This is a genomic window from Deltaproteobacteria bacterium, from assembly GCA_011773515.1.
In the GTDB taxonomy this organism is placed as follows: Bacteria; Desulfobacterota; Deferrimicrobia; order J040; family J040; genus WVXK01.
The window spans coordinates 20,750-33,019 of the sequence record WVXK01000014.1 but is presented as its reverse complement, the minus strand read 5'-3'; the positions used below and the strand labels follow the sequence as shown (position 1 = coordinate 33,019).

At 58.6% G+C, this 12,270-nt stretch carries 10 protein-coding genes; 1 reads left to right on the top strand and 9 read right to left on the bottom strand.

Annotated elements, in window-relative coordinates:
• The coding region (locus GTN70_01665; protein ID NIO15704.1) for a hypothetical protein at positions 1–145 on the bottom strand (145 nt) is incomplete at its 3' end.
• Positions 146–215: 70 nt separating this feature from the next.
• Here GTN70_01665 and GTN70_01660 point away from each other — a divergent pair.
• Positions 216–1,403, top strand: a complete 1,188-nt coding sequence (locus tag GTN70_01660) for an amidohydrolase (protein ID NIO15703.1) — start codon at positions 216–218, stop codon at positions 1,401–1,403.
• 109 nt (positions 1,404–1,512) lie between these two features.
• On the opposite strand, the gene GTN70_01655 is transcribed toward GTN70_01660, so the two are convergent.
• The 8 genes from GTN70_01655 to GTN70_01620 all read right to left on the bottom strand — a co-directional run bounded on the left by GTN70_01655 (position 1,513) and on the right by GTN70_01620 (position 12,132).
• The gene (locus GTN70_01655) at positions 1,513–3,897 is read right to left on the bottom strand and encodes a hypothetical protein (GenBank protein ID NIO15702.1); all 2,385 of its coding nucleotides are present in this window, start codon (positions 3,895–3,897) and stop codon (positions 1,513–1,515) included.
• A 40-nt stretch (positions 3,898–3,937) separates the two neighbouring features.
• Complete coding sequence (locus GTN70_01650) at positions 3,938–5,320, bottom strand: YchF/TatD family DNA exonuclease (GenBank protein NIO15701.1); 1,383 nt, start codon at positions 5,318–5,320, stop codon at positions 3,938–3,940.
• A 2-nt stretch (positions 5,321–5,322) separates the two neighbouring features.
• Positions 5,323–6,852, bottom strand: a complete 1,530-nt coding sequence (gene metG, locus GTN70_01645) for a methionine--tRNA ligase (GenBank protein NIO15700.1) — start codon at positions 6,850–6,852, stop codon at positions 5,323–5,325.
• Positions 6,853–6,877: 25 nt separating this feature from the next.
• Positions 6,878–7,609, bottom strand: coding sequence for a hypothetical protein (locus tag GTN70_01640; protein NIO15699.1), 732 nt, complete (start codon positions 7,607–7,609; stop codon positions 6,878–6,880).
• The gene (locus tag GTN70_01635) at positions 7,606–8,583 is read right to left on the bottom strand and encodes a hypothetical protein (protein ID NIO15698.1); all 978 of its coding nucleotides are present in this window, start codon (positions 8,581–8,583) and stop codon (positions 7,606–7,608) included. The genes GTN70_01640 and GTN70_01635 overlap by 4 nt, the downstream gene beginning before the upstream one ends.
• Positions 8,534–9,217 carry a dTMP kinase gene (locus tag GTN70_01630; protein ID NIO15697.1) on the bottom strand — a complete coding sequence of 228 codons (684 nt, stop codon included), beginning with the start codon at positions 9,215–9,217 and terminating at the stop codon, positions 8,534–8,536. Before GTN70_01630 ends, GTN70_01635 begins: the two co-directional genes overlap by 50 nt.
• Before the next feature lie 27 nt (positions 9,218–9,244).
• Complete coding sequence (locus tag GTN70_01625) at positions 9,245–11,569, bottom strand: vitamin B12-dependent ribonucleotide reductase (GenBank protein ID NIO15696.1); 2,325 nt, start codon at positions 11,567–11,569, stop codon at positions 9,245–9,247.
• A 296-nt stretch (positions 11,570–11,865) separates the two neighbouring features.
• Positions 11,866–12,132: a hypothetical protein gene (locus tag GTN70_01620; protein NIO15695.1), complete on the bottom strand. Its 267-nt coding sequence runs from the start codon at positions 12,130–12,132 to the stop codon at positions 11,866–11,868.
• Positions 12,133–12,270: the final 138 nt, after the last annotated feature.

Here is a 12,270-nt window from a genome sequence, read left to right as displayed (position 1 = left end):
CGGGCTGGTCCGGCAGGAGGGAGGTTTCCTCGATGACGATCTCGTCGTAGGAGAGCCCCACGCTTCCCCTGAGGTAGAGAAAACCGCACAAAGGATCTATGTAGCGCCGTTTTACCTTTATTTTGAGGGCTTTCCACCGTTTCATCTGTGCCTGGATCGATACGCCTGCCATTGTGGTATTATAACGTAAACGGGAAAAAAGTGGAGCGCCACGAATGGAGGTGATCGAAAAAATAGCGGCGGAAGCAAAGAGTATCGAGAGGGAGCTGTTCGCCCTGGTGACCTTCCTGTACGAGAACCCCGAAGTGTCCTTCGAGGAGCACAGGACGTCGCAAACCCTGAAAGATTTCCTCCGGAAAGAGGGGTTCGCCGTTAAGGGGGGGACGGCGGGGCTCGAGACCGCCTTCGTGGCGAAAAAGAGCAGGGGGAAAAAAAATCCCCGCGTGGGGTTCCTCGTCGAGATGGACGCCCTTCCCCAGATCGGACACGCATGCGGGCACAATGTCGTGGCGGCGGCATCGTCTGGGGCGGCCGTCGTCCTCTCCCGGATCGCGGGGAGCATGGGCATAGCGGGCAGCATCCTCTGCTTCGGCACCCCCGCCGAGGAGAGCGGTTTCGGGAAGGTAAAGCTGGCCGGGGAGGGGGTTTTCGACGGGCTCGACGCCGCCATGATGGTTCACCCCTCGTCGAGGAGGGTGGTGGACAAGGAGTATCTCGCCCTGAAGAAGATGACCGTGACTTTCCGGGGAAAGGCGGCCCATGCAGCTGCGTATCCCGAGCAGGGCGTGAACGCCCTGGATGCGCTCATCCTCTTTTTCAACTCCGTCGGCCTCCTTCGGCAGCAGCTCGCGGAGGACGTGAGGGTGCACGGCATCATCACCGAGGGAGGCGTTGCCCCGAATATCATCCCGGAGCGAACGTCGGCATACTTTTACGTCCGGGCCAGGTCCGTTGCCACCGCCGAGGATGCGGCTGAAAAGCTGAGAGCCTGCGCGAGGGGGGCGGCGAAAGCATCGGGCTGCAGGGTCTCGGTGAAAGACATCTACTTCACCCTCGAACCGATGAGGATAAATGCCGTTCTCGCCGCTGTCTACCGGGAGGGTATGGCGAAGATCGGGCTGAGGGAGGACCGGGTGCCGAGAGACAAGAATCTCGGCTCTTCCGACATCGGGAACGTATCCACCCGGGCACCCGCCATCCAGCCCCTGGTCCCCATCGTTCGGGGAAAGCGGGTGGAGATCCACACGCACGATTTTCGTGAAGCGACGGTCGGGGCGGGGGGAAGAAGGGGTATGATGGAAGGGGTCGTTCTTCTCGCCTACACGGGCTACCGGGTCATGACCGACCCGGCACTGAGGAAAAGGGTGAAAAAGGCCTTCCGCGAAGGGAACCAGTCAGGGTAGCACGGGGAAGATGGCCGTTACCGGCGGTGTATGATGACCGCAGCGGAGAGCCTTGATCCCTGCGATATTGACGCCTGCCCCTGCATCCGTGAGATACGGGCTCACCCCGTTATCTCAGCCGGGCGATCGTGGCCCCGTCTCCCCCCTCCTCTTTCGGGGCCGGGGAGAACTCCTCCACGTAGAGAGACTGGCGAAGGTAATCCCTGATCGCCTTTTTGAGCGTTCCCGTTCCGTGTCCGTGGATAATGAGAGCCGAGGGAATGTCGGCCAGGGACGCCCTGTCGAGAAAGAGGTCGACCTCCTTGATGGCCTCCTCCTGGTCGAGTCCCCGAACGTCTATCGTGTTGTCGTCGCGCCGGGTAAAGGGTTCCCTCCCCTTCTCCCCGGGCATGAGCCCGGCAACCGGCCGCCCCCTTCCCTTCTTCCCCTCGGGGGCAAAAATCCGTATGTCACGTATTTTTACGCTCGACCTGACCGATCCGAGCGACACGATCACCTTTCCCTCCCCCGCAGATTCAACGTGGCCCTCTTTTCCAAGGGTGAGGACGAATACCCGCTGTCCCGGCGAAAGGTCCTCCGCTTTGCCGGCGGGCCTGGTCCTGCTCACTATTTTCCGTATCTCCTCGGGGAGCTCCCTGTGGCCGGCTTCCTTTTTGATCATTGAAATCACGTCCTTGGCCTTTCTCACCACCTCCACCTTTCTCTCCCTCCGTAACTCCGCCATGACCTTCTCCACTTCCTCCTCTGCCTCTTTCACCTTCTTCATGGCCTTCGATCGCGCGTCGTCCAGCACTTTTTTCTCCATCTCCCTGAGGCGGGCCCGATCCTGCTTTCCCTTCTCGATCAGCTCTTTCAGCCGGGACCTCTCCCGGGAGAGCTTCTCCGCCGTTTCGGCCTCCCGGTCGCGCAACCGGGTCAGCTCCTTTATGAGGGCGTCCAGGTTTTCCTCTTTCGCCCCCATGTACTGCTGTGCTTTTTCAATGATGGATGGGGGGAAGCCCATTTTTTTCGCTATCTCTATCCCCATGGATCTGCCGGGTACCCCCATGGTCAGCTGAAATGTAGGGGTGAGCTCTCTCTCGGAGAAGCCCATCGACGCCACGGTAAAACGGTCGTCCTCGAAGGGGAGATATTTGATCTCATCGAAGTGGGTCGTGACGAAGACCCTCGCCCCTCGATCGACGAGCGCTTTCAGGTACGCCTGGCCGAGCGCCGTTCCCTCTTTCGGGTCCGTACCCGTTATCACCTCGTCCAGGAGAATGAGGGTACGGTCGTCTGCCTCCTCGTAGAAGCCCTTCATGGTGAGTATGTCGGCAGAGAATGTGGACAGGTCCTTCTCCACGCTCTGCATATCTCCCATGGCGATGAATATCTTTGGAAAGATACACATCCGGGAATCGGGGGCTGCCGGGATGGAGAGCCCCGCCATGGTCATGAGGGTTAAAAGCCCGATGGTCTTGATGAGCACCGTTTTCCCCCCCGCGTTGGGTCCCGTCACGACCATGCACCTGCTCCTGCCGCTCATGGAAACGGAGTTGGGTACGGCCCGTTTCTTGCCGAGCAGAAGGAGGGGGTTTCTCGCCGATATGATGTCCAGGCTCCCGTCGTTGTTCACCACGGGCTCGGCGGCCGCCATCTCCTCTGCAAGGAGGGACCGTGCCTGGATACAGTCGATGCGCGCTCCCGCTGCTATCGAGGCCGAAATCTCACGTCCCCTTTCGCCGATCATCCGGGACATCTGGCGCAGTATCCGCTGGATTTCACCAGCCAGTTCGGACTCGGCCGACTTGAGCTCGTTGTTGGCATGGACGAGCTCTTCGGGCTCGAAAAAGATTGTCTGTCCCGACTGCGATGTCTCGTGCAGTATTCCCCTGATGACGCCTTTTGCCGAAGGCTTGAAGGGAAGGGCATGCCTGCCGCCCCTGATTGTGACGTAGGTGTCCTGCAGGTGCCTCTTGTAACGGGGATTTGCCAGAATGGTCTTCGCCGTTTCCCCTACCCGCGACCGTGCCGTCTCCACCCTTTTCCTGAGCCCCCGGAGCTGGGGGCTGGCGGAGTCTTTGATCTCGCCGTCGTAGTCGATTTTTTCCTCGAGCGACGATTTCAGCGCCGACAGGTCGGCAATGGTCCTGGCAGTCGCTGCGATCGAGGGGTACCGCCCTTTTTTCTCCCGGAAGTACTTTCTGAGACCTTCCGTCGTCCTGGCGGCTTTCAGGATCGTCACCACGGTCCCGGCAGAGAGGGTTGCCCCCGCCTCTGCCTCTTCCAGCTCGCTTTGAAGGACCGGAAGGTCGCGTATCACGGGCGGCTTCTCCTCGATCAGGAGGGAGCGCATCTGGCCGTTTTCCTTAAGGAGTTCCCTGATCGGGGCGAGATCGACGAGGAACGGCGTTTCAAAGGCGCGCAGGGCGCCCGCTTCGGTGGCGCAGAGGGAAACGAGCCTCTCAAGGACCTTTCCCCACTCCAGCAGGTTAAGCGTCTCTTCGCGTATCATGCCGACCATCCCGTTTGCAGGCCCGGAGAGAAACTGTATCCTATCCCACCTCGTTGTACTCCCTCACCCTGAAGGTGACCTTCAGCTCCCCCTCGGCGAGCTTTCTGCACCGCTCGATATCGAGGCCGGGTATCGCCACGACGGTGGCGATGATTTCCGGTATCGCCTTTTTTGCCTCCTCTATGAACAGGAGGAGTTCGTTGAACGATCTTTCACCGAACGGGTTCGGGCAGAGGGATGCGTAGGTTTCCCCGTCGGGAGCGTTCAGGCTCACCGACAGGGAATCGATTATGCCCGCGAGTTCGGGGATGATGTTTCTGCCGTGAATGAGGTTTGCGAGACCGTCGGTGTTGAGCCGGAGCTTTTTCGCCCCGAGTCCCCTGAGCCTCCGTGCCGCCTCGATCATGTCGGCGAGCCTGAGGGTGGGCTCGCCGTATCCGCAGAAGACGACCTCGTCGTAGCTGGTCACGTCACCGGCGCTTGAAACGATCTCGTCGACCGACGGCTCTCCGGGGAGCTTGAGATAGTGCCCCTTGACGAAGAAGTCGGTCCGCTTGCTGCAGAAGACGCACCTGTTCGTGCACCGGTTGGTGATGTTCAGGTAGAGGGAGTTTCTGATCTTGTAGGAGATCTGATGGGGAAAGTCAGGTTCGATCTGAAATATCCTCCGGGCGTTCGTGGTTGTTATCCTGCCCACGTCTTCCGTTGTCAGGCCCTTCAGTTCGCCTATCTTTTCCGCCGTGTGTATCAGGTAGGCCGGCTCGTTGGCCCTTCCCCTGTGGGGATGAGGGGAGAGGAAGGGGGCGTCCGTTTCTATGAGGAGCCTGTCCGTGGGTATCTTTTTCGCGACTGCGGCGATGTTTTTCGCGTTCGGGTAGGTCACCACTCCGGGGATCGAGATGAGAAAACCCCGCTCCATGCACTGGCGGGCGAAGGGGAAAGACCCGCTGAAACAGTGGAATACCCCGCCCGCTTCGGGCGGGCCCTCCTCGTCGATGATTCTCAGAACCTCTCCGTGTGCATCCCGGTCGTGGATAACCACAGGTTTGTTCAGCTCTTTTGCCATCCGGAGATGTTTTCTGAAGGCGGCGCGCTGGGCGTCCCGGTCGGCGTAGTCGCGGTAGAAATCGAGCCCCGTCTCCCCCACGGCCACCACCCGGGGGTGTGACGCCAGGGAGGCGAGCTTCCCCATGGCCTCGTCGGTCACCTCTTCGGCGTTGTGGGGATGAATCCCCACGGCGACCGAGACGTCATCGAACCTTTCCGCGAGGGCGATGTTCCTTTCGCAGCTCTCGATGTCGATCCCGATGGTTACCATCCCCGTGACACCGGCGATCCTGGCCCGTTCCATCACCCTTTCGGGGTTCAGGGAGAGCGGTTCCATGTCCAGGTGGGTGTGGGAGTCGAAGAGAAATCCGGGCATGGCTACTCTATCCTCGGAAACACGATTGCCCTGTCGGGCACGATAATCCCTTCCTCGAGGAGGCCGAATTCAGTCGATTCCGGTATCCGGGAGCTTTCGACGGGTCCTTTCTGTCCGAGTATCTGCCATATCTTTTCGGCGGTGACCGGGGTGAAGGGGGACGCGAGAATGGTTACGATTCTCACCGTTTCAAGGACCGCGTAGAGCACGGTGCCGAGCCTCTCCCTTTTTTCCGGATCCTTCGCGAGAGACCAGGGGGCCGTGTCGTCGATGTACTTGTTTGCGGCGCCCACGATGTCCCAGATCGACGCCAGGGCCTTGTGGAACTCCAGGTTCTCCATCTGCCCCTCGATGGCTGCGACTGCATCCCGTATCGTCCCGGCGAGGGCCTGCTCCCTCTTCGTGAGGTTCCCGCGGGCCGGGACCCTGCCTGCCAGGTAGCGGCTCAGCATGTTGAGGGTCCTGTTGAGAAGGTTCCCGAAATCATTGGCAAGGTCCGAGTTGATCCTGTGGACCATCGCGCCGTGGGAGAAATCGCCATCGAGGCCGAAGGGTACCTCCCTGAAGAGAAAATACCGGACCTGATCGACCCCGTACTTTTCCGCAACGTCGTAAGGGTCGACGACGTTTCCAAGGGATTTGGACATCTTCTGCCCTTCCACGGTCCACCAGCCGTGTGCGAAGACCTTGCCGGGAGGTTTAATTCCCGCCGATATAAGAAACGCGGGCCAGTAGACGGCGTGAAACCTGAGGATGTCCTTCCCGATGATGTGGACATCTGCGGGCCAGTAACGGGAAAAGGCATCGGTGTCGTCGGGATAGCCCACGCCGGTGATGTAGTTCGTGAGGGCGTCGAACCAGACGTAGATAACGTGCCCGGGGTCGTCGGGAACGGGAATACCCCATGTCAGGGATGTGCGGGAAAGGGAGAGGTCGTTTAGCCCCTCCGACACGAAAGAGATGACCTCGTTGCGCCGCGTTTCCGGCTGGATGAACGTGGGGTTCGCCGCGTAGAGGTCAAGGAGGGGCTGCTGGTATTTCGAGAGCCGGAAGAAATAGGAGGGTTCCTTTCTCTTTTCCACCTCCCGCCCGCACTCGGGGCACTTTCCGTCCCGGAGTTGACGGTCTGTCCAGTACGATTCGTCGGGGGTGCAGTACCAGCCCTCGTATTCCCCCAGGTAGATGTCGCCCCCATCGAGGGATTTCCTGAAGAGGTGCTGGACCGAGGCGTAGTGCCGGGGCTCCGATGTCCGGATGAAGTCGTCGTTGGTGATCCCGAGGGCCGGTGTGAGCCCCTGGAACCGGGTGACCACGCGGTCTGCCAGTTCCTTCGGCGAAAACCCCTGGGATACGGCGCTCCTGTGCACCTTTTCCCCGTGTTCGTCCGTTCCCGTGAGAAAAAAGACATCGTGTCCCGTGAGGCGGCGGTAACGGGCGAGGACGTCGGCGGCTATGGTGGTGTAGGCATGGCCAATGTGGGGTATGTCGTTTACGTAGTAGATAGGCGTGGTAACGTAGAATTTCCTCCCCATCTTCCCTCCGTATGTTTTCTCCCGCTCAGTCCTGGTTCTCCTCGAAATTCAGGGCAAGGTCGTTTTGCTCTTCCTCGGGCAGGAGCTCCCCGTCGCTTTCCTGTGCAGCGTTCTTGGTCGAGGCGTATATCTCGTGTTCGTACATGAGACAGCACAGGAGCCTCCCGCACAGTCCCGAGAGTTTCGCGGGGTTCATGGCGAGATTCTGGTCTTTTGCCAGCTTCACGGTGATGGGTTCGAAATCCTTGAGGTGAGAGGCACAGCACAGTTCCTTGCCGCAGGATCCCACGCCTCCTACCATCCTGGCCTCGTCCCTCACCCCGATCTGCCTCATCTCTATTCTCATCTTCAGCTTCTGGGCGAGGTCTTTGACCAGATCCCGGAAGTCGATCCTCCCGTCCGCCGTGAAGTAGAAAACCGCCTTTGATCCGTCGAGGAGGTACTCTGTCCTCACGAGCTTCATGGGCAGCTCCCGGGTTTTGATCTTCTCTCTGCAGAAATTGTTGGCGAACTTTTCCCTGTCCAGGTTTTTCCGGTGCGTCTCCAGGTCCTCTTCCGTGCCTTTCCGCACTATCTTTTTGAGAAAGTCTTTCCCGAAAGGCAGCGATACGCTCGGGCACAGCTTGATCACCTGGCCGAGCTGCAAACCTCTCTCCGATTCGACCACCACGTGGTCACCCGGCTTGAGATCGTAACCGGTTGAATCGTAATGGGTAGACCGTGCCACGCTGTCGAATTTGACGTTCACCACATTCATCGTTCTCGGGCCTCCATTTCGGAGAGGAAAAGCAGAATCGCTTCTGAGATAAAAGCCCTGTCTGCCTGGCGGGGTAAATATTCGAGGGCAGATAGTTTATGAGAAAGCTCCACAAGCTTCTGTGGACGCAAAGTGGCTCTTTTTCCTCTCCCCTGTTCTAAAATTTCTCTGTTCATTATACAACTTTTTTCCCCCATTGATAATAGGAGCAGATCGAGCAGGAGCCGCTTCAGGATGATCAGGGCATGGGGAAAAAGGGCGTCATCTTTGAAAAGCGATGCGATATCGGCTATCTTCCGGTAGTTTTTCCCCCGCAGCGCTTCCATGATCTCCCCGGGCCCGGGCACGCTCCCCGATGCGATTTCTCGCAGGAGGTCCATGTTTCCCTCGGAGGCCGAAAGGGCCTGTTCCTGCGGCCGGCCCGGCTCTTTTTCCCGCAACTTGCTGAAAAACAACGTCCTTTCTTCTTCCGTCGGGGGCGGGATGTGAAAGGAAAAGCACCGCGAGCGTATCGTCGGCAAAACCCTTCCTGCCTGGCTGGCAGTCAGGATGAAGTGCGACCCCGGAGGGGGCTCCTCGAGAATCTTGAGCAGGGAGTTGGCGGCGCTCTTGTTCATCCTGTCGCTTCCGTGTATGAGGATCACCCTGCGTTTCCCGAAAAAGGTCTTTCTTGCCAGTTCGGGGTGGATGCTCCGTACCTGCGAAACCCTGATCTCCCCCTTTTCGGGGCTCAGGGCGAAAAAAGAGGGATGGTTGCCGCCGCCTGCGAGTTCACAGGACCTGCACCTGTGGCATGGCCCGGCCTCCTTTTCACAGAGAAGTGCCATGCCGAAGTATTCGGCGAGGCTTCCCTTGCCGCTTCCGGCGGGCCCCTGAATGAGGATCGCCTGCGGCACGTTTCCCCTGTCGATGAGTTTTGAGAGTTTACGGAAGTTCTCTTTTCGCGGTATTTCTCCCGACTTTTTCCCGTTCAAGGTCGAACCTTTTCAGCACCTCTTCTTTTATCCGTGCGAATATTGCCTCTTCCCCGAGGGCCCCGTCGACAACGATGAACCTTTCCGGCTCTGAGGCGGCGATCTCGAGGTAACCCCGCCTCACTCTCTCATGGAATTCTATACTTTCCGACTCGAGCCGATCAAGGTTTCTTTTCCCGCCCTGCCTGATCCTCGCGATCCCTGCCTCCGCCGACAGGTCGAGAAGTATCGTGAGGTCGGGCATGAGCCCGTTCGTTCCGTAGCGGTTCAGTTTCTGCAGAAAGTCTATGTCGAGGCCTCTCCCGTACCCCTGGTACGCGATGGTGGCGTCCAAAAACCGGTCGCACAGGACGATGATCCCCTGGTACAGGGCGGGCTTTATGACCGAGTGGACGTGCTGCGCCCTGCTTGCGAGGTAAAGGAGGAGCTCGGCCTTGTCGGTAACCTTCTCGCTGTGCTCCGTCAGGAGCACGTCGCGGATCATGTCGGCAACCGGCGTCCCTCCGGGCTCCCTGGTCGATATGACGGTGCAGTCGGCCCCCTGGAGAAAGACGCGCAGTTTCCTGATCTGGGTGGTCTTTCCGGAACCCTCTATGCCTTCGAAGGTTATGAACACCCCTCTCTTCAGGTCCATCGATCGATACCCTTTCTCACGGGAAGATCAGCACTCCGTGTAGCCGCAGGAGCGGCATTTGAGACAGCCCTCCTGCATTTCCACCTGAGAACCGCAGTCGGGGCAAGCGCCCCTGACCATGGCGTGTTCGGATGCGGTGAGGGCGGCGCCGGAATGATCTATCGGGCGCTTGTTTGCCGGCAACGCCCCGCCGGCTGCCCCCTCCTCGCGAAGGGGCAGGATCTCCTCATAGGTTTTGAGGTACCACTCCAGCGCCTTGCCCACGGCGTCGGCGCAGGAGAGGATCCGGTCTCCATTTGCCCAGGAGTTCATCTGACAGCTGATCCCTTTCAGCTGCTTGATGATGGTTCGCGGGTCTACCTCGGAGCGGAGGGCGAGAGACACGAGCCGGCCGATCGCCTCGGACTGGCTCGATGCGCACCCTCCCGCCTTGCCCATCTGGTTGAATATCTCAAAGAGGCCCTTTTCGTCCATGTTCATGGTGATGTACAGCTTCCCGCACCCCGTTTTCATCTCCTTCGTGATGCCCACGAGCGAGTCGGGCCGTGGCCTCGGGCCGACCATCTTTTCCAGGTCCAGCCTTTTTGCCCCTTCCCGGCCGTCGGTGAGCGCTGTCTTCCCCACGGTAAGCACCTGCTCCTCTCTCGACCCGTCCCTGTAGACGGTCACCCCCTTGCACCCGAGCTCGTAAGCGAGGTGGAATACGTCGGAAACGTCCTCTTTCGTGGCCTGGTTGGGAAAGTTGACCGTCTTGGAGACGGCATTGTCCACGGATTCCTGGAATGCGGCCTGCATCCGGAGATGCCAGGTCGGTGAGACATCGAAGGCGGTAACGAATACATCTCTCACCCCGGCGGGGAACTCGTCGAAATCGATGATCGAGCCGCTTTCGGAAACTTTTTCCATCAACTCTTCGGAATAGAGCCCCAGGTTTCTGAGTTCCTCCTCAAAAATCGGGTTCGCCTCGAGGAGCCTGTCGTTGTCCATGACGTTTCGCACGAACACGAGGGCGAAGAGGGGCTCGATGCCGCTCGAGCAGGACGAGATGATGCTGATCGTGCCTGTCGGCGCGATGGTTGTGGTGGTGGCGTTTCTCAGCGGCATCTTTCCGTTTCCCGCATAAATGCTGTTCGAGAAGTTGGGGAAGGGCCCCCGGGTTTTGGCCAGCTCCCGGGAAGCTCTTTCCGATTCCTCCTGTATGAAGCTCATGACCTCCCTTGCCGTGGTGAGGGCCTCCTCCGTGTTGTAGGGTTTCCTGAGCCGGAGGAGCAGGTCGGCGAACCCCATGACGCCGAGGCCGATTTTCCGGTTGCTCAGGGTCATCTCCCGTATCTCCGGGAGGGGGTAATTGTTCATGTCGATCACGTTGTCGAGGAAACGCACGGCCTGAAACACCCTGTCGCGCAGCTTTTCGTAATCGATCGCGTACCCTTCCCCATCCCTCGTCACCATCCGTGCCAGGTTGATGGAGCCGAGGTTGCAGGATTCGAAGGGGAGGAGCGGCTGCTCACCGCAGGGATTGGTGCTCTCTATCTCCCCTTCGCCGGGGGTAGGGTTGTCCCTGTTTATTCTGTCCAGGAATATTATCCCCGGTTCTCCGTTCTTCCACGCCGACTCGACGATTTTGCCGAACACGTCCCGCGCGTTGAGGTAGTCGGTTATCTGCCCGGAGCTGGGGTTGACAAGGGGGTACTCGGCGTTTTCCAGAACCGCCTGCATGAACTCTTCCGTGACCCCCACGGATATATTGAAGTTGTTCAGCCGGCTGTTGTCCTGCTTGCAGGTGATGAACTCGCAGATGTCGGGGTGGTCCACCTTCAGGATCCCCATGTTGGCCCCCCTCCTCGTTCCCCCCTGCTTGATGGTCTCCGTGGCCGCGTCGAAGACGGTCATGAAGGATATCGGGCCCGACGAGATGCCCTTCGTCGACCTCACCACGTCGTTTTTCGGCCTCAGCCTCGAGAAGGAAAAGCCCGTGCCCCCCCCGCTTTTGTGAATCAATGCGGTGTATTTGACGGCGTCGAAGATCGACTCCATGGAGTCGTCCACGGGGATGACGAAGCAGGCGGAGAGCTGCTGGAGCTCCTTTCCCGCGTTCATCAGGGTGGGAGAGTTGGGCATGAATTCCAGGGAGTTTATCATGCGGTAGAATGTCTCGGCGCACTCCAGGACTTCCCGGTAGCCCTTTCCGTAGTGAATCCCCTCTGCGAGGGCGATGTTGTAGGATACGCGGGCAATCATGTCCTCCGGGGTTTCCACGGTAGCTCCCTCCTCGTCCTTCTTGAGATAGCGCCTTTTCAGAACGCGAAGCGAGTTTTCGTTAACGGGCATGTTGCCATACTTCTCCACCATCTGCCTCTTCCATTCTTCTGGAGGATGCTGCGGTATCGTCTCGACGGACTGCTGCGCCCCGGCCCCCCGTTTTCCCGCGGGCACGCTTTCACTTTGAAGAGATTGTTCCCTCAATGACATGACCCAACTCCTTTAGTATATTATAACAATATTCGTAATTGCGGAATATATTGTAGTTGCAAAGTGAATGTATACAAGATATTGTGTTGTTTCGCGCGTGTCAAGGATAATTTGCCGGATATTTTTTCCCCTTCTATCCTGTTAAAAGTGAAGAGAATTTTCTGCTTTTTGCAGCGTTATTTCGGGATGTGGGCCCGTAGTTTTTCGACGAGCGCCCTGCAGAGTTCCGGTGATGGAGGCTGATTTTTGAAAAGATACCGCTCCAGGTCGGCGTCCTCCTGCCGGAGTATCTTTAGGAACTCCATCCTCGTTTTCCCGTCCATGCCCATCCACTCTCTTTCGAAGAAGTCAGAGAGGATCGTTTCCAGCTCGCGTGTGGAGCGCCTCATGCTGAGGTACCTGGCCTCGCGCCGGAGAAGCTCATCCGCCGAATTCTTCAGCATGTGAAGATTTTAACAGAGAGCGGGCAAATGTGCTTGATTTTCTCGTTTGTATGGTATAAATCTTATAATATATTGTAGTGCATACAGTCGACAGTATAATATGTAGCGATTATTGATATTTTAAGGAATAGCGCATTG

Bases quoted from the DNA above. Each gene is read 5' to 3' on its own strand.
- GTN70_01660 (NIO15703.1), top strand. From the start codon at position 216: ATGGAGGTGATCGAAAAAATAGCGGCGGAAGCAAAGAGTATCGAGAGG.
- GTN70_01655 (NIO15702.1), bottom strand. From the start codon at position 3,897: ATGATACGCGAAGAGACGCTTAACCTGCTGGAGTGGGGAAAGGTCCTT.
- GTN70_01650 (NIO15701.1), bottom strand. From the start codon at position 5,320: ATGCCCGGATTTCTCTTCGACTCCCACACCCACCTGGACATGGAACCG.
- metG (NIO15700.1), bottom strand. From the start codon at position 6,852: ATGGGGAGGAAATTCTACGTTACCACGCCTATCTACTACGTAAACGAC.
- GTN70_01640 (NIO15699.1), bottom strand. From the start codon at position 7,609: ATGAATGTGGTGAACGTCAAATTCGACAGCGTGGCACGGTCTACCCAT.
- GTN70_01630 (NIO15697.1), bottom strand. From the start codon at position 9,217: ATGGACCTGAAGAGAGGGGTGTTCATAACCTTCGAAGGCATAGAGGGT.
- GTN70_01625 (NIO15696.1), bottom strand. From the start codon at position 11,569: ATGGTGGAGAAGTATGGCAACATGCCCGTTAACGAAAACTCGCTTCGC.
- GTN70_01620 (NIO15695.1), bottom strand. From the start codon at position 12,132: ATGCTGAAGAATTCGGCGGATGAGCTTCTCCGGCGCGAGGCCAGGTAC.